The organism is Ensifer sp. ENS02, assembly GCF_014851885.1.
Classification (GTDB): Bacteria; Pseudomonadota; Alphaproteobacteria; order Rhizobiales; family Rhizobiaceae; genus Ensifer; species Ensifer adhaerens.
On record NZ_JACVAO010000009.1, the window covers coordinates 178,405 to 202,216 of the forward strand.

Consider the following 23,812-nt stretch of genomic DNA (forward strand, 5'->3'; position numbering starts at 1 on the left):
CCGTGATGTCTTCTGCTGCGAGCCGCGCGGCGACCAGCGGCCGGCTCGCAATCATCGCTGGTGGCGGCGCGCTGCCTCATCACGTCGCCGAAGCGGTTCGTGCACGCGGCGAAGATCCCTACATCATCGCGCTCACGCGTGAAGCGGAAGAAACCGATTGGGTCGATTTTGACCATTCGGTTCTGGCGATCGGCGATTTCGCCAATATCAGCCGCACATTCAAAGAAGAGGGCATCGACCGCGTCGTCTTGTCCGGGTGGGTTCGGCGTCGGCCGGAGTGGCGCGATATCCGCCCGACGTTGCGGACCCTCGCAAAGATACCGTCAGTGCTGAAGACCTTGGTCTCGGGCGGGGACGATGCGGTTCTGCGCATGGCGATGCAGCTGATCGAGGCAAGCGGCGCGCATGTCATCGGCGTGCACGAGGTGGTACCCAATCTCCTGGCCGAATCAGGCCCCATCGGTGCTGTGAACCCTGACAGTGACGACCAACGCGACATAGAAGCGGGCATCGCTGCGGCCAACGCGCTCGGCGCGCTCGACGTGGGGCAGGGGGCGGTTGCGGTCGGCGGGCGTGTCGTAGCGCTCGAGGGCGCCGAGGGCACGGACGCCATGCTGGAGCGTGTCGCCGTCTTGAAGGCGGAGGGGCGCGTCTCTTCGCGCCGGCGCGGCGTTCTCGTCAAACTTTGCAAGCCCGGGCAGGATCTGCGCGCGGATCTGCCGTCGATCGGCCCGTCCACCATCGCGCTCGCCGAGCGGGCCGGTCTTGCCGGTGTTGCCGTCGAAGCCGGACGGGCGCTGGTGCTGGAACGTAGCGAAGTGGTCAAGGTCGCCGATCAAGCGGGGCTTTTTGTCGCCGGAGTGGAGCGCACTTCCGGAGGTATCAGGCGATGAACGCGCCACGTTACAAGCTCGCAGTAATCGCGGGTGAAGTTTCCGGCGACCTTCTGGGTGCCGATCTCGTCCGCGCGCTTCGGGCGCAAAGCCATTCCGACGTCGAACTCGTCGGGGTCGGCGGCGAGGCGCTGGAGGCCGAGGGCCTTCGCTCGTTGTTCGACTATTCCGAACTGTCGATCATGGGCTTCACCCAGGTGCTCGCCCGTCTGCCGAAGCTGATCATGCGTATTCGCCAAACGGCAAAGGCGATCATCGCAGCCCGACCCGACGCGCTTCTGATCATTGATAGCCCGGATTTCACCCACCGCGTGGCGCGAAAAGTGCGCGCCGCATTGCCGGATCTGCTCGTCATCAACTACGTCTGCCCGAGCGTCTGGGCCTGGAAGCCGGAGCGAGCACCGCGCATGCGCGGCTACGTCGATCACGTGCTCGCCGTCTTGCCGTTCGAGCCGGAGGCGATGGAGCGGCTGCAAGGCCCCCCGACCACTTATGTCGGCCATCGCCTTGCAAGCGACGCCAATGTGCTCGCCGTTCGCGCAAGCCGCCAGCCGCGCCTTGCGGGCGCCAAGGACGGGCGTGTTGAAACATGCCTTCTATTGCCGGGCTCTCGCTCCAGCGAGGTTGGTCGCCTGCTTCCGATCTTCCGCGCGACAGTCGAGGAACTCGAAGCCCGCCATCCGGGCATTCGCTTCCTGCTTCCGACCGTCCCGCGCCAGGAGAAGCTGGTGCGGGAAATTACCGCATCGTGGACGATCCAGCCGGAAATTTCGGTCGGTGCGGCCGACAAATGGGCGGCCTTCGATCGAGCCGACGCGGCGATTGCTGCTTCGGGTACGGTCATTCTGGAACTCGCTTTGGCTGGCGTGCCCGTGGTTTCAACCTATGCGCCGGATTTCCTGGTGAAGTTCCTGCACAAGCGCATCCGCATCTGGAGTGGCGCACTGCCGAACCTGATCGCGGATTTCCCGATCGTCCCGGAATATTTCGGCGAATCGATCCGCCCCGGCGCGTTGACGCGCTGGATGGAGCGGCTTTCGGGCGCAACGGCGCAGCGGGCCTCGATGCTCGACGGTTACGCGCTGGTGCAGCAGCGCATGACGACCGATCATCCGCCGGGCGAGATGGCGGCCAAGATCGTTCTTGGCTATCTCAACAAGAGCAAGCCGTAAGACTTAGCGCCGCCCGAACGCACGATTGCCGCAATACTTCTGAAGACGGTGCCCTAGTGCACAGTGCGCGCTAGGGTGGCGTTGTGTTGCCGCCATTACGAGACCGGCCACAACTGGTCCGAAACGTCGATCCTAGCCTGCAAAAACAAAAGCCCGGTCATCGCTGACCGGGCTTTGTTGTCTCTGCTGATTTGTCAGTCTTAGCGCTTGGAAACCGGCACGTAGTCGCGCTGCGGAGCGCCGACATAGAGCTGGCGCGGACGGCCGATGCGCTGTTCCGGATCCTCGATCATCTCGTTCCACTGCGCGATCCAGCCGACGGTACGGGCAAGCGCGAAGAGAACGGTGAACATGGTGGTGGGGAAGCCGAGAGCCTTCAGCGTGATGCCCGAGTAGAAGTCGATGTTCGGGTAGAGCTTCTTCTCGATGAAGTACTCGTCGGTGAGCGCGATGCGTTCGAGTTCCATCGCCACTTCGAGGAGCGGATCGTCCTTGTGGCCGAGTTCGGCGAGCACTTCATGCGTGGTCTTCTGCATGATCTTGGCGCGCGGATCGTAGTTCTTGTAGACGCGGTGACCGAAGCCCATCAGGCGGAACGGATCGTTCTTATCCTTGGCGCGGGCGATGAATTCCGGAATACGGTCGGCCGTGCCGATTTCGGCAAGCATGTTGAGTGCCGCTTCGTTGGCGCCGCCGTGCGCCGGGCCCCAGAGGCAGGCGATGCCGGCCGCGATGCAGGCGAACGGGTTGGCACCCGACGAGCCGGCGAGACGAACCGTCGAGGTCGAAGCGTTCTGTTCGTGGTCGGCGTGCAGGATGAAGATACGGTCCATGGCGCGCGACAGAACCGGGTTGACGACATATTCTTCGCAGGGAACGGCGAAGCACATGCGCAGGAAGTTCGAGGCGTAGTCGAGGTCGTTCTTCGGGTAAACGAAGGGCTGGCCGATGTGGTACTTGTAGGCCATGGCCGCAATCGTCGGCATCTTGGCGATCATGCGCAGCGACGCAACCATGCGCTGGTGCGGATCGGTGATGTCGGTCGAGTCGTGGTAGAAGGCAGAAAGCGCGCCGACGCAGCCGCACATGACGGCCATCGGATGTGCGTCGCGGCGGAAGCCGGTGAAGAAGCGCGACATCTGCTCGTGCACCATGGTGTGGTGCGTGACGCGATAGTCGAAGTCAGCCTTCTGCGCCTTCGTCGGCAGTTCGCCGTAGAGCAGCAGGTAGCAGACTTCCAGGAAGTCGCCGTGCTCGGCAAGCTGTTCGATCGGATAGCCGCGGTGGAGCAGCACGCCTTCGTCGCCGTCGATATAGGTGATCTTGGATTCGCACGACGCCGTCGACGTGAAGCCCGGGTCGTAGGTGAACATCTTCGTCTGCTTGTAGAGCGAGCCGATGTCCACGACGTCAGGGCCGATGGACCCAGATCGCACCGGAAGATCCGCCGACTTTCCATCGAGTGTTACAACCGCGGTTTTATCAGTCATCGGACCCTCCGTCTTATGGCAACGTGGCACACAGACGTGCCACGACAATGAACGTTGCGAATTTGCTATATGATTTATTTTCGACTGCCAAGCTGTACGAAAGGCAAATTGTGCGATGCGAAAATGTGCATATGGCGACGCAATAATGGCATGTTACGGCAATAAGTCCAAAGAGATCAATAAGCTCGTCCGATGATGGTGCGGTACCATTCTATATAGGTTTGCCGCTTTTTTCGGCAGATAGCGCCTCGGTTGCAGTTGCGCTGCGTTGGTTGCATGATCGACCGCGAAGTCAGGGTCCAAAGTGCGGGCGCAATGAGCGAAACGGAAATGCGGCAAGCGTCGCTCGACGTCGAACGCGGAAGCTTCAGGCTTCCCGAATCCGATGCCGCCGTTGTCGCCGCGACATTACCTACGCGAGGCCGGTTCTTCCTGTTTCTCCGGCCATCGTGGCAAGCAATTGCGGGCCGCGCAGCCCGTTTCCGGCCTGCCGCGCTTAAACCGGCATTCCTCGCCGCGATCGAAGATGAACGGGCATTCGGTCACGGTTTCGTGTTGATCCCGGTGTTCTTGATCTTCGGCGTGCTCGCCTGGCTGGCGCTGCCCTTCGATATCCGGATTGCCAATCTTGCAGTGCTGCTGTGCATTTTCGGAATGGCAGCGCTGGCCTGTCGGTGGCGGCTGGCGCCTTTGAGGGCTCCGTTGATTGCAGTAACGCTGTTCGTCTCCGGCATGCTGCTGGTCGCGATCGAGACGTGGCGCACCGACACGGTTGTTCTCGACGCTCCGGTGACCACGAACCTGCGGGGCGTGGTCTTTTCGCGCGAGCAGGATGATCGCGGCCGGTGGCGCTACGGGCTGGAGATCGAGGAAACGAGCCGGCCAAAGCTGCGCCGCCAGCCGCTGAAGGCGACGCTGGTGACGCGGGGCTCCGGAGAGCCGTTTCCGCTCGGCGCCCTGATCGAGGGCAGGGCGCGGCTGTCTCCGCCCTCGGGTCCGGCGCTGCCCGGCCTGAACGATTTCGCCTTCGACAGCTATTTCAAGGGAATCGGCGCCGTCGGGTTTTTCTACGGCGCGCCCAAACTATCCGAGAAGGTGGCGACCGAAGAGCCTGGGACGGCTTTCTCGCTGCGTTCGGCAGCGACGAAAACCATGGCCGCAATGCGGGAAACGGTTGGCGAGAGGATCCGCGCCTCGATCGGCGGCGATACCGGCGCGCTTGCGGCGGCTCTGGTGACCGCAGAGGAAAGGGCCATCAGCCGGGAGACGGTCGAGGTGCTGCGACAGGCGGGGCTAGCGCATGTGCTGGCGATCTCCGGCCTCAACATGGCGCTGGCAGCCGGCACGTTTCTGATCGGCGCACGCACTGCTCTCAGCATGGTTCCGGGGCTGGCGCACCGTGTGCCGATCAAGAAGGTTGCCGCTGCCGGTGCGCTGCTGATGGTCTGCCTCTACATCCTCATTTCCGGCGGCGCCGTATCGGCACTTCGCGCCTGGATCATGATCTCGATCATGCTGGTCGCGGTGTTTTTCGACCGCATGTCGATCAGCCTGCGCAACGTCGCGCTCGCCGCAATCGTCATCGTGGTTCTCATGCCTTCGGCTGTGGCCGGGCCAGGCTTCCAGATGTCCTTCGCCGCCACCCTGGCGCTGGTTGCCGGCTACGGGCGCTGGCGCGAACGGCGCACCGGCAAGGCCGAAGCGGCTGGCGGCCGCAGCAAGGGGCGCCTCATCACCGGCGTCGCCGCAGGCATCCTCATCACCTCGCTCATCGGCGGCCTGGCAACGTCGGTCTATTCGATCGCCTACTTCCACAGGCTGCCGGCCTATGGCCTGCTCGCAAACATTCTCACCATGCCGCTGATCAGCATCGTGATCATGCCCTTCGGTCTGTTCGCCATGCTGCTAATGCCGTTCGGGCTTGAGCATCTGCCTTTGATGGCGATGGCGTGGGGTCTCGATCGGATGCTCGACGTCGCCCGGTTCGTGACGTCGCTCGATGGCGAGGTCGTGACCGGCCGCATCGGACCCATCGGCTTCGTGCTGATCGCGATCGGCGGTGTTTTTCTCTGCGCGCTGCGCAGTTGGCTGGCAATCTCTGGCATCGTGCTGATCTGTGCAGGCTTCTTCAGCCTGGCATTGGAAGATGGGAGCCGGCCCGACATCGTGATCGCCGAGGACGGACGCCTTATCGGTCTGGTGACGGATGATGCCATCGCAACGAACCGGCCGCGCCCGCCGGACTTCATATTTTCGCAATGGCAACGGGCGCTCGCCGTGGTGGAGCACGAGCGGCCGGTCATGCTCCCGCCTGCAGCCGATGATCTTTACCCGGCTATGGAACAGGCGGTCCGACGAGCGCCGCCGATCGATGGAGAGAAGGCTACGGCGATCCGTGCGGATTTTTCATCGGCCATCGAGGCAAGCCGGCCAAGCCGTTTTGTCTGCCGCGACAAGCAATGGTGTGCGGCGCGCAGCGCCATCGGCTGGACGATCGTCACCCTCGAAAATCCGCGCCTCTTTCCCGCCCTGTGCGATCAGGCAGACTTGATCGTGGTCGCCGCGCGGGTCGATGTGGAAGCGTGCGCGCCGCGCCGAGCCCGCATCGTCGACGCACGGACGCTGCGCCGCACGGGCGCAATCGAAATTCGGGCGGAGCAGCAGGAAGGGCAGGGCTCACCCGTCATGCAAATCCGGCCGGCTTTCACGACGCATGCCCGTCCCTGGGAGCGCCATCGCACCTATGATTGGCGCAGCGACACCTTCATCGAAGATCAGCCGACGCCCTGAAAACGCCTGTCCAGTTCCGGCAATGGGTGGTTGCGAAATTATTCTTGATTGATAAACTCCACAAATCCTTGTCATTCGGTTTTCCTTTGCTTAAAGAGCCCCGGAAGCGCGCAAGGGTAGCGGCGGATGACGGAAAACCCTTCGCCCTGACACGACGAAATGGACCAGTACGTGAGGAACGAGATGCCGAGACGAGCCCGATCGACGATCAATTTGTTGGCAGCCGCGATGCTGGTCCTGTCCTCCGCAGCTTCGCCAACGGCCGCCTTGGCCCAAGCGACGACGCAGGCACCCGCGGTTAATGGTACGCAAAGCGGCGCAACGGCGCCGTCCGCATCCGCGCCGACGGCAGAAAATCAGGGCACGGCCGTAACGGTTCCGCCGGCGGAACCGGCGACACAGGCGCAGCCGACACTGCAAGCTCCTGCCGCTACGTCGGGCGAGGGGGCTCCGGCAACCGTTGAAGGCGTCCCGGTGACGGCGGAAAGCGGGCCGGCAACGGGCGAGGGTGCAGCAAGCCCGGTGTTGCCGCATGATCTTTCGCCGATTGGCATGTTCATGGCCGCCGACGTGGTGGTGAAGAGCGTGATGATTGGCCTTGCGCTGGCGTCCGTCGCCACCTGGGCGATCTTTGTGGTCAAGCTGCTGGAACTCTTTGGTGCCAAGGCGCGCCTGACGCGCGCTGTTCGCCTGCTGTCGGCTGCCAACGGCCTGGCAGACGTCAAGGGAGCCTTTGTTGGCAAGTCGGGACCGGCGCCCGAAATGGTCGCCGCGGCGATCGACGAAATGGCCCGCTCGGAGGCGGTGATCGACCATGCGCCGACAGGCGGCCTGAAGGAGCGTGTTTCCTCGCTTCTGACCCGCATCGAGGTTCGCGCCGGTAAGCGCATGACAAGTGGCACCGGCATCCTGGCCTCGATCGGCTCCGTCGGCCCGTTCGTCGGCCTTTTCGGCACGGTCTGGGGGATCATGAATTCCTTCATCGGCATCAGCAAGGCACAGACGACCAATCTGGCGATCGTGGCGCCGGGCATCGCGGAGGCGCTTTTGGCGACCGCTATCGGCCTGGTGGCGGCGATCCCGGCCGTCGTCATCTACAACTATTTTGCCCGCTCGGTCGGTGGCTACAAGGTCATTCTCGCCGATGCCGCGGCGGCCGTGGAACGGCTCGTCAGCCGCGACCTCGACCATCGTCTGGCCCGCAAGGCGCAGCCGCGCCGCCAGGACTTCGGTCACACCGAGACGACCATCGCAAGGATCGGGTGACCTATGGCCGGAAAAATCAGCGACGGTGGCGGCGATCTCGATGAAAACGCCGAGATCAACGTCACCCCCTTCATCGACGTCATGCTGGTGCTGTTGATCATTTTCATGGTGGCGGCGCCGCTTGCCACCGTGGACATGAAGGTGGACCTGCCGCAATCGGCCGCAAAGCCGGCTCCGCGGGACGACAAGCCGGTCTTCGTGACTTTGAAGGCCGATCTGGCTCTGGCGATCGGCAACGATGAGACGGCGCGCGAGAGCTTTGCCGACGAGTTGAAGCGCCTGACCGAAGGCAATACCGAGACGCGCGTTCTGCTGCGCGCGGACAAAGCCGTCGACTACGGTGAGCTGATGACGGTGATGAACCTCATTCAGAACGCCGGCTACACCAAGATTGCCCTCGTTGGGCTGGAAGGAGCGCCGGGACGCTGATCCCGGCTGGCAATCGTGTTGCCTCCGCCATTCGCAGTGCAATTCCCTCCCGTTTTTCCGGCGCAGATTGCCGCTATCGCTTGAAACCGGCCGGGCGCCGATTTATGAGCTTACCTCAAAGGCTTTCCGACGGGAGCCAGAAGACGATCGTGCGTGCTTGCCCGAAAGCGGGCGCCGCGCCTATCCGGACACGAGGGCACTACCATGAATTTCGAAGCAGCGCGCACCAAGATGGTGGACAACCAGATCCGCACGACGGATGTCACGTCCCACTCGGTTCTGTCCGCGTTCCTGAGCGTGCCGCGCGAGGAATTCGTGCCTGCCAAGATGAAAGAGCTTGCCTACATCGACACGGATATCGCGCTTGAGGTTACCAATGGCAACGCACCGCGTTTCCTGATGGAGCCGTCGCCGCTCGCCAAGCTTCTCCAGCTGGCCGAAATCGCCAAGTCCGATGTCGTCCTGGAGATCGGCTGCGGCACCGGCTACGCGTCCGCACTGCTGTCACAGGTTGCAGGTTCGGTCGTTGCGCTCGAAAGCGATGAAGGCCTCGCCGCCACCGCGACGGAAACGCTGTCTCGCCTCGGCTACGACAACATCGCCGTCGTGACCGGCGAACTCGAGAAGGGATATGCCGCCGAGGCACCCTATGACGTGATCTTCGTTCACGGCTCGGTCGAAGTCCTGCCGACCGCTTTGTTCGAGCAGCTGCGCGATGGCGGGCGGCTGGTCGTCGTTGAAGGATTTGGCAATGCTTCTCGCGCTAAACTCTATGTGCACGAGCACGGAAAGACGTCCGAGCGCCCCGATTTCAACACCGCGGTCAAGCCGCTTCCCGGCTTCCGTCGTGCACAGGAATTTGTTTTTTGAGGTCCCGCTTATTGAGGGATATCAACAATTAATTGCGTTGCTAAAATAACAATGTTGCCAATTCGCAACGCGGTACTTGTTTCTTTTTGAAATGGCTGCGCAGAGTATGGCTGCGCAGTTGTCGGAATGCTGATTCCGGGTTTCAAAGAGTGCAGTGGTAGTGATTTGCTCACCAGTGGGCGGTGTGAGCGCTTCATCGCCGTGTCTAGTTGGGGTCGCTTTTTGCACAAAGAGCGGCGCCGCGGAAATAGAGGGCAGGCTCTGCCGCCCCGATCGGAGAGAGAAGTAATGGTGTCGATTGTCCGCAAAGCGGCCCTCCTGGCCGCCGTTTCGACAAGCTTGCTGCTTGCACCGCACGCAGTACTGGCCGAAACGATCTTCGGCGCAATGGCCAAAGCCTACGCAAACAACCCTGACCTGAACGCCGCGCGGGCCGGCCTCAGGGCGACCGACGAGAGCGTGCCGATTGCCAAGTCCGGCTTTCGCCCCCAGGTGGCGGCATTCGCGTCCGGAACGCTTTCGACCATCGACAGAGAAAAGACCCTGAGCGAAGACCTCCACCAGGGACAGGTCGGCATCACCGTAAACCAGATGGTGTTTGACGGCTTTCAGACGCTGAACAATGTGCGCGCCGCTGAATCGAACGTCTTTGCGACCCGCGAATCGCTGCGCGCCAACGAGATATCGATTCTCCTTTCGGCCGCGACCATCTATTCCAACATCGCGCGCGACCAGCAGCTCGTATCGATCCGCAAGCAGAACATCGCCTTCCTTCAGGAGCAGGTGAACGCGGCGAAAGCCCGTCTCGATGTGGGCGAAGGTACCCGAACGGACGTGAGCCTCGCCGAAGCCTCGCTCGCCAATGCCCAGTCGCAGCTTATCGTCGCCGTCGCTCAGTTGAAGCAGAGCGAAGCGACCTATGTACAGATCGTCGGCGATGTGCCGCGCGGCATCAAGCAGGCTTCGCCGGCTTCGAAGGCCCTGCCGCGCACGCTCGATCAGGCCGTCGCGACAGGTCTGCGCGAAAGCCCGATCATTCTGTCGGCGCAGTACTCCGTTGATTCGGCCGGTTATCAGGTCAAGTCGGCGGAAGGCACGATGCTCCCCGGTGTGACGCTGCAGGGCCAGGTTGGCCGCACCACCGGCAATGCCAGCCAGTTCGATAGCAATGCATCGAGCATTACGGCTCGCCTCGAAGTTCCGATCTATCAGGGTGGCGCCGAGTACGGCCAGATCCGCCAGGCCAAGGAACGTCTCGGCCAGCAGCGCATCCTCGTCGATTCGGCGCGTGCGGCGGTACAGCAGACTATTGTCTCCGCCTATGCTCAGCTGGAAGCCGCGATTGCGCGCATCTCCGCCAACAAGGCGCAGATCTCCGCCGCCAAGCTGGCTCTCGATGGCGTGATCGAAGAGCGCAAGGTCGGCCAGCGTACGACACTCGACGTGCTTGATTCGCAGCAGGACGTGCTTCAGGCACAGGAACTTCTGGCCGTTGCCCAGCGCGACGCGGTCGTTGCGAGCTATTCGCTGCTTGCTGCCGCCGCGCGGCTGACCGTGAAGGATCAGGGCCTGCAGGTTGCCGAATACCGTGCCGAAGAGCACTACGAAGTGGTCAAGGACAAGTGGTTCGGTCTGCGAACCGTTGACGGTCGCTAAGGCGTCCGTTCGCATTATTGAGTACTTGCCAACGCCTCGGGTCTTCCCCGGGGCGTTTCTATTTTTTCCCCTGAAAACAAATCTGTGCAAGAATCCTTAGCGTTGATTCGTGGCGTATGTTTCGTTCGCGAACTCACTTAAGGTTTGTCGGAAATCGGCGCATGTCCAGTTTTGGGACACATGTCTGCCGCGTCAAACGAGGATGGAAATGGCACAGCTCAATGTCGCGCGTGAACCGTCGATGGATGAAATCCTGGCATCCATTCGCAAGATCATTGAGAGCAACGAACCCGGGCAAGCCGGATTTGCGCCGCAGGAGCAGTTCGAGGACGAGGGCAACGACGAGATCGAGCTGACCATCGACAGCGAGATCGAGACGATCGCCTTTGGCCGACGCGATGAGGCGCCCAAGGCCGCGTTTGTCGAACCGGTCGTGGACAGCCAGGCCGGGCTGTCGGAGCCGTCGCCGGCAGCGCAGCCGCCGCTTTCACTTGCCGATGTCGCAGCACGGGTTCGCGCCGCGTCCGAGCGTCATACGACGGGCTTTGCCGGACGTGAGGTGCCGCCTGCGCCGCAGGTCGTCGCTATTCAGGACAGTCCGGTCGTCACCTCGCGCATGGCGGCGGTTTCCGCGCCGAAAGCGCCGGTGATCGAGCCCGCTGCTGCTGTTGAGGCGCCGGCAGAGCCGGAAGTCGTAGCGCCGCCGCCAGTCGAACTCCCGGAAGTTCTAAGCGCGGTTCCGCCGGTGGCCGCCGTCGTTCCGCCGGAAGCGCCCGCGCCGGAGACGGCGCTTGCGGCGATCGTCTCGCCGGAGGTCGGCCGCAAGGTCGCTCAGTCGTTCGGCGATCTTGCCCACGCAGTGGATCAGGAATCGCGGCGTTCCTTTGATGAAATTGCCGAAGCGATGCTACGGCCGATGCTGCAGGAATGGCTCGATGACAATCTGCCGACGCTTGTCGAGCGGCTCGTCCGCGAGGAAATCGAACGCGTCGCGCGCGGCCCCCGCCGCTAAAAGCCGAATCCGAACACGAAAGAAGCCGCGCGATCGTCGCGGCTTTTTGCGTTCGTGTTGACTTGCACCGGCCGTTCCGGTTTACAAGACGCTGACATCAATCTCGTAAATTGGCTCCAAAATGCTTGATAAGACCTACGATTCCGCATCCGTCGACCCGCGTATCGCCAAGAAGTGGGACGAAGAAAACGCGTTTCGTGCAGGGGCGGGTGCCAAGCCCGGCGCCGACAGTTTCTGCATCGTGATCCCGCCGCCGAACGTGACGGGTTCGCTGCACATGGGCCACGCGCTCAACAACACGCTTCAGGACGTGCTCGTTCGTTTCGAACGCATGCGCGGCAAGGATGTGTTGTGGCAGCCGGGCATGGACCATGCAGGCATCGCCACCCAGATGGTCGTCGAGCGTAAGCTGATGGAGAGCCAGCAGCACCGCCGGCAGATGGGCCGCGAAGCCTTCATCGAGAAGGTCTGGGAATGGAAAGCCGAATCGGGCGGGCTCATCTTCAACCAATTGAAGCGTCTTGGCGCGTCCTGCGACTGGTCGCGCGAACGCTTCACCATGGACGAAGGGCTGTCTGAGGCCGTTCTCGAGGTCTTCGTTTCGCTCTACAAGGAAGGCCTGATCTACAAGGATAAGCGCCTGGTCAACTGGGACCCGAAGCTTCTGACCGCGATTTCGGATCTGGAGGTCGAGCAGCACGAGATCAACGGCAACCTCTGGCACCTGCGCTATCCGTTGGAGCCTGGCGTAACCTTCGATTACCCGGTCGCCTTCGATGAAGAGGGCAAGGCGACCGAGTGGGAAAAGCGCGATTACCTCGTCGTCGCCACGACGCGTCCTGAAACCATGCTCGGAGACAGCGGCATCGCGGTCAATCCGGAGGATGAGCGCTACAAGCCTTTGATCGGCAAGCACGTCATTCTGCCGATCGTCGGTCGCCGCATTCCTGTCGTTGCCGACGACTATGCGGATCCGACCGCCGGTACCGGTGCGGTGAAGATCACGCCTGCGCATGATTTCAACGACTTCGACGTCGGCAAGCGCGCCGGTCTGCGCGCGATCAACATCATGACGATCGAAGGCCGCATCACGATCAAGGACAACGAGGATTTCCTCGAAGGGCTCAGCGATCCGGCTGCCCTGCACGGTGCCTGGGACGAACTCGAAGGCAAGGACCGATTCGAAGCGCGCAAGATCATCGTTCGCATATTCGAAGAGGCGGGCCTGCTCGACAAGATCGAGCCGCACAAGCACATGGTTCCCCATGGCGACCGTGGCGGCGTGCCGATCGAACCGCGTCTGACAGAGCAATGGTACGTTGACGCGAAGACGCTGGCCAAGCCCGCGATCGCGGCCGTCAAGGAAGGTCGGACCAACTTCGTTCCCAAGAACTGGGAGAAGACCTACTACGAGTGGATGGAAAACATTCAGCCCTGGTGCGTTTCGCGCCAGCTCTGGTGGGGGCACCAGATCCCGGCCTGGTACGGTCCGGACGGTCAGGTCTTCGTCGAAAAGACCGAGGAAGAGGCGCTGCACGCGGCGATCCAGCATTATCTGGCGCATGAAGGCCCGATGAAGGCCTATGTCGAGGATCTGCTCGAGAACTTCAAGCCGGGCGAAATCCTGACGCGTGACGAAGACGTTCTCGACACCTGGTTCTCCTCGGCGCTCTGGCCGTTCTCCACGCTCGGCTGGCCGAACGAGACGCCGGAACTGGAGAAGTACTATCAGACCGACGTGCTGGTCACCGGTTTCGACATCATCTTCTTCTGGGTCGCCCGGATGATGATGATGGGCCTGCACTTCATGAAGGATGCCGACGGCACTCCGGTCGAGCCTTTCCATACGGTCTATGTCCATGCGCTCGTTCGCGACAAGAACGGCCAGAAGATGTCGAAGTCGAAGGGCAACGTCATCGATCCGCTCGAACTGATCGACGAATACGGTGCTGACGCCTTGCGCTTCACGCTGGCGATCATGGCGGCCCAGGGGCGTGACGTGAAACTCGACCCGGCCCGCATCGCCGGCTACCGCAACTTCGGCACCAAGCTGTGGAACGCGACGCGTTTTGCCCAGATGAATGGCGTTACCAGCAGCGATGGTTTCATTCCCGAAACCTCATCGCTCACCGTCAACCGCTGGATCCTGACGGAGCTGTCGCGGACCATCCGCGACGTCACCGAGGCGCTCGATGCCTATCGCTTCAACGACGCGGCCGGCAGCCTCTACCGGTTCGTCTGGAACCAGTTCTGCGATTGGTACCTCGAACTGCTGAAGCCGATCTTCAGTGGCGAGGACGAAGCGGCAAAACGCGAGTCGCAGGCCTGCGTCGCCTACGTTCTCGACGAGATCTACAAGCTGCTGCACCCGTTCATGCCGTTCATGACGGAAGAGCTCTGGGCGCAGACGGCAGGCGAGGGCCAGGAGCGTTCGACGCTGCTGTGCCACGCCGAATGGCCGGCGCCGTCCTATGCTGACGACACGGCGGCCGACGAGATCAACTGGCTGATCGATCTGGTTTCGGGCATTCGTTCGGTTCGTTCGGAGATGAACGTCCCGCCGGCGGCAACTGCGCCGCTGATCGTTGTCGGTGCCAACAACCTGACGCGCGAGCGCCTGCAGCAGCATGCGCAGGCCATCGGTCGTCTGGCGCGCGTCGAGCATATCGACCACGCCACTGTTGCGCCGCGCGGTAGCGCCCAGATCGTCGTTGGCGAGGCAACGGCCTGCCTGCCGCTCGGCAACCTGATCGACCTTTCCGCCGAGAAGGCCCGGCTTGAGAAGGCGATCGCCAAGGTGGAAGCCGAGCGCGAGCGCATCCTCGGCAAGCTGGCCAATGAGAAGTTTGTCGCCAATGCAAAGCCGGAACTGGTCGAAGCGGAACGTGAACGCCTCGTAGAGCTCGATCTCCAGAAGGAATCGCTGAGCGTTGCGCTGACGCGCGTCGCCGAGGCCGGTTGAGGCCGTTAATCGACGGATTCAACGAGAGGGCGTTCAAGAGAATGCCTGACCGTCAGAAATCGAAATCCGCGGCAGAAATGCCGCGGATTTTTTATTTTAGAGATACAAGATAGACTTTAGCCTATCGAGATTTTGCATTGATTCGATCAGTTGAATCTGCTGCGCGGGTCATTAAGCGCGCGTGGCGTTTGAGCGGAACTTCAACGGAGTTTTTCGCTGTTCTACCGCAAAAAGCGATAATGTTGTTCAGGCGACACAGGTTTTCGATGGTTTGGAAATCCATTCTAATTCAGTGGATTTTATCCATGATTTTGGAAAAATGGTTCCGATCTGGCGTCATTGTGGCTAAATCATGAGAATCTTACGTAAATTCTGTGACCGATCGAGCCTGCTAACTGCTAGATCTCGCATTTGCGATTTCACGGGATCGTGAGAATACTTCGGCCCACACGACATGAGGTGGAATGTCGCAGTTTTGCAGTGCAGGGGGAGGAGCTGGATGGCTCACATGAATTTGAAGCGGGGTGTTCTGTCGGTAGCAGCGGGTTTGCTGTTTGCCTCCGCCGCGCACGCGGGCGGTCTTGAGCGCGGCGGTTACAACATCGATCTGCTGTTCGACCCGTCGGACTATGCCGCAGAAGCATCGGCGACCTACGTCAATCCGCAGCGCGAGCTGAACAACGTCCAGGATGCCCCCAGCGGTGGTAACCTGAATGGTCGTCCGAATTCCGGTATTGGCGATACGGAAAGCTATTGGGTACCGCGCATTGGCGTGAAGGCTGCGTTCGGGAGCAACGTTGACTGTATGGCTGACTACTCTCAGCCTTGGGGCGCACATACCAATCCGGGTCGGAATTGGGCGGGCGCCAACGATAACACCGAAACAAAGATCGACAGCGACAACTATGCAGCAACTTGCTCCTACAAATGGGATGTGGGACCAGGGAAGTTTCGCGTCATTGGCGGCGTTTTTTACCAAGAGGTAAGCGGGTTCAAAGAACGGCTGGTACAGGACCTGACTGTTCTTCCGCTGCCGCCCGCGCTGACCGCGGGACGCAACGGTATCGGACGGTTGGATCTTGAGGGCGATGGTTGGGGTTGGCGCGCTGGCGTCGGCTACGAAATTCCGGAATACGCAGTTCGTGCCAGCCTCGTTTACAATAGCTCGGTGGACCTCGGCGACGTGACCGGAACTCTGGACCTGCGTCAGCTCCCGCCGGTAGGAAACCCGTTGTCGGGCAAGGTCACGGATGTCTACGGCACTGCCGACATGCCGGATTCGCTGGAGCTTAAGATTCAAACCGGCGTAGCTCCCGGATGGGTGGTGTTCGGATCGGTCAAGTGGACGGATTGGAGCCAGCTTCAGATCTTGCCTTTCTGCCCCACTTCGACCCGCGGAATTGCGGCGTGCAAGGCAGGAAGCCCCGTAGAAGCAACGACGCTCGACCTTCTTTATCGCGACGGCTGGACGATTTCCGGTGGTGTTGGGCACAAGTTCAATGAAAAGTGGAGTGGCGCGGCAAGCTTGACGTGGGACCGCGGCACCAGCACCGGCCTCGGCACGCAGACGGACACCTGGACGCTTGGTGCTGGTGTTTCCTACAACGCCACTGAGAACATCGAGTGGCGCGTGGCTGGCGCAGTCGGCATTTTGACGGGTGGGCATTCCGGCACCGTCTACAAGGATGGTCTGCCTTACGGTAACCGGGCATCCTATGATTTCGACGATGATTTCGTCGGCGCCCTCTCGACCTCGATCAAGGTCAAGTTCTGATCTTTCCTCTGTCCGACATTTCAAGGCCCGGTTTTACCGGGCCTTTCTTATGTGTGGAGCCTCTTAACCACGCGTCCGCACTGTCCCGCAATGTGACGATTCAGCAACACTTTTAATGCTAGAGTTTGCTAGGATCAGACTCGTTCCGGCTATGTCCATTTCCCGCCACAAACAGGGAGCAGCGATATAGGGACAAGCCTGCAATGTGAGTGCGATACCTGCAGCGTTTGGGGTGAAATGAAACTTGGATCGATGACCGTCATGAGAAATGTGGCCTCCGGCACGCCAGTGCAAGTGGTCCATCAAAATGACTGCTTCGGGGACTATGTCGAAGTTTCATTGTGGAAAGGTTGCGCCGGCTTTGTCGGCGGAGTTGGTGCAGTTCCCGGCGGCGGGTCGTCCGGGCTTGTGTGTTTGCAGCGGTGATGGGTTCGGCGTGGCCGGCTGGAACGGAAGAATTAGACTGTGATGCTTGCGGGTGAACTAAAGTCACTAAAGGTTGCGATACTCGGCGTGTCGCTGGCGGTCTGTGGGACCTTCGCCATGCCGGCCTACGCTTTTGATCCCGGTGCGGGCGTCACCAAAGAATCAGGTCCGTTCGCGCTCTTCAAGTTCGGGTTTTCCGCCTACAAGAATGGCCGCAAGGACGAGGCCGTAGAAGCTTACAAATACGCGGCCGAGAAGGGCCACACCGGATCCCGCTGGGCCCTCGCCAACATGTACGCCTATGGCGACGGCGTCGCCGAGAACGACCTTGAAGCCTTTAAGATCTATAGCGAAATCGCCCAAGAGGGTGTGGAGCCAGGCTCGGAAGACACCGGTTACTTCGTCAACGCGTTGATCTCCCTTGCCGGCTACTATCGTCGCGGCATTCCCGACAGCCCGATCAAGTCCGACATGTCCCAGGCGCGCCAGCTTTATTTCCAGGCGGCATCGACCTTCGGCGTCGCCGAGGCGCAGTTCCAGCTCGCGCGCATGCTCTTGTCGGGCGAGGGCGGTAGCGTGAACGTTCAGCAGGCCAAGAAATGGCTCAATCGTGCGCGCAAGAGCGGTCACGCCGGCGCCATGGGCGTCTTTGGCAATGTGATTTTCCAGGAAGGCCAGACCGTTCGTGGTCTCGCGTTCATGACTGCGGCACTCGACCAGTGTTCGCCGAAGGATCGGCCGTGGATGCAGTCGATGCAGGAGCAGGCCTTCTCGCTTGCCAGCGAGGACGATCGACGCACCGCAATCGCACTGTCGCAGAACCTGCACATGCAGGGCGACGACGACTGATTGTCATCGTCGAGCGGTCCCCGAACCGCCGCCGGCCCTGGGACCATTCTCCACACACTAAGATCTGGAAAAACGCGCCTTAAGCGGGCGCGAACGCGAACGTCCCGATGACGGGCACGTGGTCCGAAGGCTTCTCCCAGGCGCGGACATGCTTGTCGATGGATGTCGACACCAGCCGATCGGTCGCCTCCGGCGACAGCATCAAATGATCAATGCGGATGCCGAAATTTTTCGGCCAGCAGCCGGCCTGATAATCCCAGAACGTATAGAGCGGCACAGCGTCCGACGTCGCGCGCACAGCGTCGGTGAAGCCGAGGTTGCGCAGCCGGCGAAATGCCTCGCGCGTTTCCGGCAGGAAGAGGGCATCGTTCTGCCAGACCTTGATATCCCAGCAGTCGTGTTCCTCGGGGATGACGTTGTAGTCGCCGGCAAGGATGAAGGGTTCTTCGAGCAACAGGCGCTGCTTCGCATAGGCCTCAAGCCGGCGCATCCAGGCGAGTTTGTAGGGGTATTTCTCGCTGTCGACGGGGTTTCCGTTCGGAAGGTAGAGCGAGCAGACGCGGATCGCGCCGCCTTCGACCGAGAAGACACCTTCGATGAAACGTGACTGTTCGTCCGTCTCGTCACCAGGCAGGCCGCGATTGACCTCGTCCGGCCGCAGCTTGGAAAGCAGCGCGACGCCATTGAAGCCCTTCTGGCCGTGTGTTTCGACATGATAGCCAAGCGCCTCGATCTCGAGGCGCGGAAAGCCGTCGTCGACCGATTTGATCTCCTGCAGGCAGACGATATCCGGTCCGCTTTCCTTCAGCCAGGCCAGCAGGCTGTCGATTCGCGCCTTGACGCCATTGATGTTCCAGGTGGCAATCTTCATGGCTCGAAACGCCCTTCCATGTCGGTTAAGTCCTTGGCGGGGTCATTTCTAGCCGCTCCGGATTCTTTTGACAAATCCGTTGCCTGCGGGTTTTCAACAGCGCGCGCGAGCCGCACCGACGCTTCCCATCAGGGGGCAGCGGTCGATACGGTATACGCTGCAGGCGTCGAATTGATTCCGCCCGTTGGCGGGCTATAGTCCCGCCCATGATCGATCTCGTGCAGAATTATTGGCCGCATATACTGGCGCTTTTGTCCTTCGCGCTGGGCATCCCTGCGGCCATTCATGCCGCGATGACGAAGGACGACGTGCGCGCCGCGGCCGGCTGGGTCGGTGTCGTCCTGCTTTCGCCGATCGTCGGCGCGCTGATCTATGCCGTTGCCGGAATCAACCGTATCCGGCGCTCCTCGATCGGCTCGCAACGCGCTCTGTTGCGCGGGCAGGGGCCGGATCAGTTCGGCCGCTTCGACATTTCGGATGCCGACATATCGGTGCAGTTCGGAGAACGATTTGCGGCGATGAAGATCCTCGGCGACCGCGTTTCACGCCATCGCATGTGCACGGGCAACCGTATTTCGGTGCTCGCCGGCGGCGATGCCGTCTATGCCGCGATGCTGGAAGCGATCGCCGGCGCCCGGCGCTCGATCCTGCTCGAAAGCTATATCTTCGATCGCGACGTCATAGGCCTGCGCTTTGCCGACGCCCTGATCGCGGCGGTGGCGCGCGGTGTCGAGGTGCGGGTGCTGATTGACGCCGTAGGCGCGCGCTACTCGGTGCCGAGCATTGTCGGTCATCTGGAGGCGGCGGGCGTTCCGACGGCGGTTTTCAACGGCAACATCATCATGGGGCTACGGCTGCCCTATGCCAACCTGCGCACGCACCGCAAGATCCTCGTGGTCGACGGTCAGGTTGCCTTTGCCGGCGGCATGAACATCCGGGTGGGCTTCACCAGCGAGATCGCCGGTCAGGCGCCGGCACAGGATACGCATTTCCGCATGGCCGGACCGGTGGTCGCCGATATCTTCCAGGTCTCGTTCGAAGATTGGCAATTCTCAAGTGGCGAGGTTCTGGCGGGCCCCGCATGGGCGATCGAAGAGGCACCGCTGCCGGCGGATGGGCCGTCGGTACTGATGCGCGCCGTGCCATCCGGACCTGACGCCACCAATGAGACCAATCACAAGATGCTCATGGGGGCGTTTTCGGTCGCGCAGAAGAATATCCGCGTGATGTCACCCTATTTCCTGCCGGACCGCGAACTGATCAGCGCGCTCGTCACCGCCGCGCGCCGCGGCGTCGAGGTGGATATCATCGTTCCCGCAGTCAACAATCTGCTGCTGGTCGACAGGGCGATGACTGCGCAGTTCGATCAGGTGCTGAAGGGCCATTGTCGCGTCTGGCGGGCGAAGGGCGCCTTCAACCACTCCAAGCTTTTGACCGTGGACGAGCGTTGGGCCTATGTCGGGTCCACCAATCTCGACCCGCGCTCCCTGCGCCTCAACTTCGAGTTCGACCTTGAGGTTCTCGACCATGGCTTCGCCGAGGCGATCAATCGCACGATCTCCGACATTCTCGCATCAGCCGAGCCGGTCACGCTCGAAAGGCTGCGCAAAAAGTCGTTCGCGGATCGATTGGCGAACCGCATGCTCTGGCTCGGATCGCCCTATCTCTGACGCAAACGGCTCCGTTCGTTGTTGAAACGGAGCCGGCTAAGAGAGACGTGGGGCGCTGGCGTCAGATGGAGAAACTCGTTCCGCATCCGCAGCTTGCAACCGCGTTCGGATTCTTGATCTGAAACGACTGGCCGAGCAGGTTGTCGACGAAGTCGATTTCCGAGCCGCCCATATAGACGAGCGACAGGCTGTCGATCAGGACCTTGGCTTCGTTCTTTTCCAGCACCAGGTCGTCGTCATTGCTGCTGTCGACCAGGTCGAACTTGTAGGAGAAGCCCGAGCAGCCGCCGCCCTCGACGGACACTCGCATGGCGTTGTTGTGGCTGTCGGAACGCAGGATCGTGGCGATCCGCTTCGCTGCAGCGTCCGAGAGGGTCACGGTTTCATGCGTCATATCTGCCTCCTGCCGGGGTCAAGAACCGGAGAGAATTGCCCTGTGTTAAAGCATGCGATCTGGTCGGTTTCGGGGCTTCTTTCAAGACCCGCGGCCAAGCCGTTGCTTCCGCTTGCGGAATCGGTCGATCTTGCATCACGCGTTTCCGTAGCTTTCACTATAGGTATGAAGGCTTGAATGTCCCGTCAATGGGACGACGAATTAGGTGGAAGATGACATTCGACAAAAATGCGCTCGGCTTCGGTTATGGTGAACATGCGCCGTTCGCGTCGAATCCCTGGATGACGCGCGGCAGGCTTTTTCCCGAAGCGACGAGTGCGACGCGCTCCGATTTTCAGCGCGACCGCGACCGCATCGTGCACACTACTGCGTTTCGCCGCCTGAAGCACAAGACGCAGGTCTTCATTGCCGCTGACGGCGATCACTACCGCACCCGTCTTACGCACACGATCGAGGTGGCGCAGATCGCCCGGGCTCTGGCGCGCGCGCTCAAGCTCGACGAAGATCTGGCCGAAGGCGTCGCTCTCGTGCATGATTTCGGCCACACGCCCTTTGGCCATACGGGCGAGGATGCCCTTCACGAGATGCTGAAGCCCTATGGCGGCTTCGATCACAATGCCCAGTCGCTGCGCATCGTCACCAAGCTCGAGCGGCGCTACGCCGAGTTCGACGGGTTGAACCTGACCTGGGAGAGCCTGGAAGGCCTGGTCAAGCACAACGGGCCGTTGCTAACCGCGGACGGTGAGGGCACGCGAGGGCCCGTGCCGCAGCCGATCCTCGACTATTGCGCGCTGCATGATCTGGAACTGGCGAGTTTTGCGAGCCTCGAAGCGCAGGTCGCGGCCATTGCTGACGATATCGCCTACAACACCCATGATATCGATGACGGTCTGCGGGCTGGCTATCTCACCTTCGAAATGCTCGAAGACGTGCCGTTTCTCGCGCGCCTGATGCGCGAGGTCCATGACCGTTATCCCGGTCTTGAAAGCAGCCGCTTCACGCATGAGATCATGCGGCGTCAGATTACCGCGATGGTCGAGGACGTCATCGGCGTCGCGCAGCAACGGATCGGCGAGATAAGGCCGCAACGTGCTGCCGATGTGCGCCAAGCCGGCACCGTGATGGCGACCTTCTCTGAGGAGATGGGCGAGACGGACAAGCAGATCAAGCGCTTGCTGATGACCCGGATCTACCGGCACCCGGAAGTCATGCGCGTGCGCGAAAATGCAGCCTCGATCGTCTGCGATCTCTATCATGCCTTCATGGACGACCCGCAGCTGATGCGTGAGCACTATTGGATCGACCAGATTGCCGGCATGGCGGAGCCGGCGCGGGCGCGGCACGTCGGCGACTACCTCGCCGGCATGACCGACACTTTTGCGATCAGCGTGCACAAGCGCTTGTTTGACCATACGCCCGATTTGCGCTAGGGACCCCCCGCCCGGAGGCTTGCGGTTCGGCCGAACCGAGCCTCCTTTTTGAGTTTTGCGCCGGTCACTTGTGGCCGGGAAAAGCGGACGGATCAGATGAATCTCTTCACGGACTTCGAATCAAGAATTAAGGACATTCTCGAAACGCTTGAAAGCGTTCGAGAAAAGCGATCCGAGCTTGACTTCGGCCGTGTCAATGTCGAGCCGCCACGTGATCCGAGCCATGGTGATGTTGCGACCAATGCTGCGATGGTGCTGGCAAAGCCGCTCGGCATGAATCCTCGCGCGCTTGCCGAACTCATCGTCGAGAAGCTCAAGCAGGATCCGGAAGTCACCGACGTCTCCGTCGCCGGTCCGGGCTTCATCAACGTCCGCCTTTCTGTTTCCTACTGGCAGAAGCTGCTGTCGGGCATGGCGCGTGCGGGCGTCGACTACGGCCGTAGCGCTGTCGGTGGTGGCCGCAAGGTCAACGTCGAATACGTATCGGCCAACCCGACCGGCCCGATGCATGTCGGCCATTGCCGCGGAGCCGTTGTCGGCGACGCGCTGGCCAACCTTTTGGCCTTCTCCGGCTATGAGGTCACGAAGGAATACTACATCAACGATGCGGGGTCGCAGATCGACGTTCTCGCGCGGTCCGCATTCCTGCGTTATCGCCAGGCGCTGGGCGAAGAGATCGGCGAGATCCCGCCGGGCCTTTATCCGGGCGATTATCTCGTGCCAGTCGGCGAGGCGCTCGCCGACGAATTCGGCACGAGCCTCAGGCTGATGCCTGAAGACAAGTGGATGCCGCTCGTCAAGGACCGGACGATCGACGCGATGATGGCGATGATCCGCGAGGATCTCGCGGCGCTGAACGTCAATCACGACGTCTTCTTCTCCGAGCGCACGCTGCACGCGAACGGTGCTGCCGCCATCCGCACAGCGATCAACGACCTGACCTTCAAGGGGCACGTTTACAAGGGCACGCTGCCGCCGCCGAAGGGCCAGCTCCCGGAGGATTGGGAAGACCGCGAGCAGACGCTGTTCCGCTCGACCGAGGTCGGCGACGATATCGACCGGCCGCTGATCAAGTCGGACGGCAGCTATACCTACTTCGCCGCCGACGTTGCCTACTTCAAGGACAAGTTCGACCGCGGCTTCGACGAGATGATCTATGTGCTCGGTGCCGACCATGGCGGCTACGTCAAGCGCCTTGAGGCGCTGGCGCGGGCCGTCTCCGGCGGTTCGTCGAAGCTTACGGTTCTGTTGTGCCAGCTGGTCAAGCTCTTCCGCGACGGCGAGCCGGTGAAGATGTCGAAGCGCTCTGGCGACTTCGTCACGCTGCGCGATGTCGTCGATGAAGTCGGCCGCGATCCGGTTCGATTCATGATGATCTATCGGAAGAACTCGGAACCGCTCGACTTCGATTTTGCTAAAGTAACAGAACAGTCGAAGGATAACCCGGTCTTCTACGTGCAGTATGCGCATGCGCGCTGCCGCTCGGTCTTCCGCCAGGCCGCGGACGCATTCCCGGATCTGAACCTCGAATCGGTCGATCTCGCCAGTGCCGTTCTGGGCCAGATCACGGATCCGACGGAGCTCCAGCTCGTCGCCAAGCTCGCAGAATATCCGCGAGTCATCGAGGCTGCGGCACTGGCTCAGGAGCCGCATCGCATCGCGTTTTACCTGTATGATCTTGCCGCCGCCTTCCACGCACATTGGAACAAAGGTAAAGAGAATCCGGAATTACGTTTTGTTAACGATAAAAATAGAGAATTAAGTACTGCCAGACTCGGGCTGGTGCATGCTGTCGCTTCGGTATTGAAATCCGGCCTGTCTATTACAGGCACCTCCGCACCGGAGGAAATGCGATAAG

17 protein-coding genes are annotated in these 23,812 nt (G+C 61.4%); 14 read left to right on the forward strand and 3 right to left on the reverse strand.

Annotation, left to right across the window (positions count from 1 at the left end; genetic code table 11):
• Positions 1 to 5 precede the first annotated feature (5 nt).
• Together IB262_RS20465 and lpxB are read left to right on the forward strand one after the other, a co-directional pair.
• Entirely contained in the window at positions 6 to 893 is an 888-nt protein-coding gene (locus tag IB262_RS20465; protein WP_112976433.1) for an LpxI family protein, read from the forward strand.
• The gene (lpxB, locus tag IB262_RS20470) at positions 890 to 2,065 is read left to right on the forward strand and encodes a lipid-A-disaccharide synthase (RefSeq protein WP_112976434.1); all 1,176 of its coding nucleotides are present in this window, start codon (positions 890 to 892) and stop codon (positions 2,063 to 2,065) included. Before IB262_RS20465 ends, lpxB begins: the two co-directional genes overlap by 4 nt.
• Before the next feature lie 200 nt (positions 2,066 to 2,265).
• On the opposite strand, the gene gltA is transcribed toward lpxB, so the two are convergent.
• A complete protein-coding gene (gene gltA, locus IB262_RS20475) occupies positions 2,266 to 3,555 on the reverse strand; it encodes a citrate synthase (RefSeq protein WP_034796688.1) in 1,290 nt (429 codons plus the stop codon).
• Between the two features lie 315 nt (positions 3,556 to 3,870).
• Here gltA and IB262_RS20480 point away from each other — a divergent pair, with 315 nt between their 5' ends.
• From IB262_RS20480 to exoR, 9 genes are all read left to right on the forward strand, one after another.
• Entirely contained in the window at positions 3,871 to 6,345 is a 2,475-nt protein-coding gene (locus tag IB262_RS20480; RefSeq protein ID WP_246802677.1) for a ComEC/Rec2 family competence protein, read from the forward strand.
• Between the two features lie 228 nt (positions 6,346 to 6,573).
• Positions 6,574 to 7,611: a tonB-system energizer ExbB gene (gene exbB / locus IB262_RS20485; protein WP_112976435.1), complete on the forward strand. Its 1,038-nt coding sequence runs from the start codon at positions 6,574 to 6,576 to the stop codon at positions 7,609 to 7,611.
• Between the two features lie 3 nt (positions 7,612 to 7,614).
• A complete protein-coding gene (gene exbD, locus IB262_RS20490; protein WP_034796684.1) occupies positions 7,615 to 8,040 on the forward strand; it encodes a TonB system transport protein ExbD in 426 nt (141 codons plus the stop codon).
• A 204-nt stretch (positions 8,041 to 8,244) separates the two neighbouring features.
• The gene (locus IB262_RS20495; RefSeq protein ID WP_060583185.1) at positions 8,245 to 8,910 is read left to right on the forward strand and encodes a protein-L-isoaspartate O-methyltransferase; all 666 of its coding nucleotides are present in this window, start codon (positions 8,245 to 8,247) and stop codon (positions 8,908 to 8,910) included.
• A 288-nt stretch (positions 8,911 to 9,198) separates the two neighbouring features.
• Positions 9,199 to 10,566 carry a TolC family outer membrane protein gene (locus IB262_RS20500; protein WP_034796676.1) on the forward strand — a complete coding sequence of 456 codons (1,368 nt, stop codon included), beginning with the start codon at positions 9,199 to 9,201 and terminating at the stop codon, positions 10,564 to 10,566.
• 208 nt (positions 10,567 to 10,774) lie between these two features.
• On the forward strand, positions 10,775 to 11,578 hold the full coding sequence (locus IB262_RS20505) for a PopZ family protein (protein WP_112976465.1): 804 nt from the start codon (positions 10,775 to 10,777) through the stop codon (positions 11,576 to 11,578).
• A 121-nt stretch (positions 11,579 to 11,699) separates the two neighbouring features.
• Complete coding sequence (locus tag IB262_RS20510) at positions 11,700 to 14,540, forward strand: valine--tRNA ligase (RefSeq protein WP_034796674.1); 2,841 nt, start codon at positions 11,700 to 11,702, stop codon at positions 14,538 to 14,540.
• A 499-nt stretch (positions 14,541 to 15,039) separates the two neighbouring features.
• Positions 15,040 to 16,314, forward strand: coding sequence for an OmpP1/FadL family transporter (locus IB262_RS20515; protein ID WP_112976437.1), 1,275 nt, complete (start codon positions 15,040 to 15,042; stop codon positions 16,312 to 16,314).
• A 468-nt stretch (positions 16,315 to 16,782) separates the two neighbouring features.
• Positions 16,783 to 17,589 carry an exopolysaccharide production regulator ExoR gene (gene exoR, locus IB262_RS20520; protein WP_034796672.1) on the forward strand — a complete coding sequence of 269 codons (807 nt, stop codon included), beginning with the start codon at positions 16,783 to 16,785 and terminating at the stop codon, positions 17,587 to 17,589.
• Between the two features lie 79 nt (positions 17,590 to 17,668).
• Here exoR and xth read toward each other — a convergent pair whose 3' ends face one another.
• Complete coding sequence (gene xth, locus IB262_RS20525) at positions 17,669 to 18,460, reverse strand: exodeoxyribonuclease III (protein WP_112976438.1); 792 nt, start codon at positions 18,458 to 18,460, stop codon at positions 17,669 to 17,671.
• A gap of 206 nt (positions 18,461 to 18,666) precedes the next feature.
• Here xth and IB262_RS20530 point away from each other — a divergent pair, with 206 nt between their 5' ends.
• Positions 18,667 to 20,130, forward strand: coding sequence for a phosphatidylserine/phosphatidylglycerophosphate/cardiolipin synthase family protein (locus IB262_RS20530; RefSeq protein WP_112976439.1), 1,464 nt, complete (start codon positions 18,667 to 18,669; stop codon positions 20,128 to 20,130).
• 61 nt (positions 20,131 to 20,191) lie between these two features.
• On the opposite strand, the gene erpA is transcribed toward IB262_RS20530, so the two are convergent.
• Entirely contained in the window at positions 20,192 to 20,524 is a 333-nt protein-coding gene (gene erpA, locus IB262_RS20535; RefSeq protein ID WP_034796669.1) for an iron-sulfur cluster insertion protein ErpA, read from the reverse strand.
• Positions 20,525 to 20,736: 212 nt separating this feature from the next.
• Between erpA and IB262_RS20540 the strand changes: the two genes are divergently transcribed.
• Complete coding sequence (locus IB262_RS20540) at positions 20,737 to 21,954, forward strand: deoxyguanosinetriphosphate triphosphohydrolase (protein ID WP_112976440.1); 1,218 nt, start codon at positions 20,737 to 20,739, stop codon at positions 21,952 to 21,954.
• Between the two features lie 96 nt (positions 21,955 to 22,050).
• Positions 22,051 to 23,811 carry an arginine--tRNA ligase gene (gene argS, locus IB262_RS20545; protein ID WP_034796661.1) on the forward strand — a complete coding sequence of 587 codons (1,761 nt, stop codon included), beginning with the start codon at positions 22,051 to 22,053 and terminating at the stop codon, positions 23,809 to 23,811.
• The last annotated feature ends 1 nt before the right edge of the window (position 23,812 follow it).